At 38.8% G+C, this 1,321-nt stretch carries 2 pseudogenes; one reads left to right on the top strand and one right to left on the bottom strand.

Annotated elements, in window-relative coordinates:
• Window positions 1-319, top strand: a pseudogene (locus O9334_RS15755) (IS701 family transposase); the annotation flags it as partial.
• Between the two features lie 15 nt (window positions 320-334).
• Here the strand turns inward: O9334_RS15755 and O9334_RS15750 are convergent.
• Window positions 335-1,180 (bottom strand): annotated as a pseudogene (locus O9334_RS15750) (ISL3 family transposase); the annotation flags it as partial.
• Window positions 1,181-1,321 lie beyond the last annotated feature (141 nt).

Raw genomic sequence — 1,321 nt, 5'->3', positions numbered from 1 at the left:
GACTTACACCGAAAGAAATTGGGTGGAAGTATTCTACCGAGAAGCCAAAGGATGGTTAGGGTTAAGAGAATATCAAGTCAGGGATAAACGAAGCTTACTTCGTCATTTTATCTTGGGGTTTTGTGCCTATACATTTATCCTGTGGCATCAGTTAACTGGGGGATTGCAAAGGCGGTGGGCGAATCGACCTTTAAACACTTTTGTGGAAGCCTTGGAAACTTTTCGAGTGGCGATGTCTTTCCGTTTCTTTGAGTGGCTGACCGAGAATCGGGATGTGTTTGCCGCTTACAAAGCCAGTTTAGGTCTTGTTTGGGCTTGAAATTTGTTTAAGTCCCATTAAGTCTCCTTCATTCTTTAACAAGGCATATTTGCTCTTGGCTATTCCTGCTAAGATATTTTCTTTATTTTTCTTATTTTTTATCTTGGCCGCCTCTCTTTTTACCTCCTTTCTGGCTTCATCTAGCTCGTTATTTACTTGTTTCATTACAGGGAATCTATCTCCTACTATTTGCGCTTGAGGCATTAGTTTTTCTGCCACATTTTTATACCCTATCCACAGGTCTATACTTACTTCCTCTATTTGGCTCAAAACCTCTTCTCCCCACTGTTTAAGATATTCTGTTAATGCTTCTTCTGTTCTTTTTTCCACTAAGCCTACAATTTTCCCTGTGTCTATATTTACTAACACAGCATAGTAATTTCCTTTTCCCTTTATCATGGCTATTTCATCTATTCCTAGTTTTTTTATACCTTGAGGTTTTGCGGTTATTAAGTCTTCTCCTAAGTCTTTGAGCATCGTTTCTATTTCTCGTTCGCTTACTCCATTTCTTTCTGCCGTATTTTTGAGATCACTATTCAGGACTTCGGCCACTATTTTTTTTCTAAATCTGTCTGTGTAGGTTCTTTTCTTCGGCAAATAATTTAGTTCTTCTGTGAATTTTTTCCCACATTTCTCGCATCTCATCTGACGACGATTGATTCTCAGATATAATGCCTGTTCTCCAAAGGGTAAATCTCGGATTGTTAATTCATTGTTTTGATGAACTTTTTCCGTTTTACTTCCACAATGAATGCACTGGCTTTCTCTTGACATATTTTCTAAATGTAAAACAATTCCTATATCGGTAATAATTTGATAATTGGTAACGACAACTCCTTCTAGGTGAAGTAGCTCGGTCATTAAGTATCTAAGCACAATTAATTACACATCTAAGCCACTACTCCGTCAGACTTCTGATGTGAGGAAACAGTGAACTGAAAACTCAAATCCGATCCCTAATAGCTGTATCCCGTCTCCCGTCTCCCGTCTCCCGTCTCCCGT

The sequence above is a fragment of the Microcystis sp. LE19-8.1F genome, assembly GCF_027531715.1.
Lineage (GTDB): Bacteria > Cyanobacteriota > Cyanobacteriia > Cyanobacteriales > Microcystaceae > Microcystis > Microcystis wesenbergii_A.
Note: the sequence above shows the minus strand (reverse complement) of the source record. Positions and strands in the feature narration are given on the sequence as shown.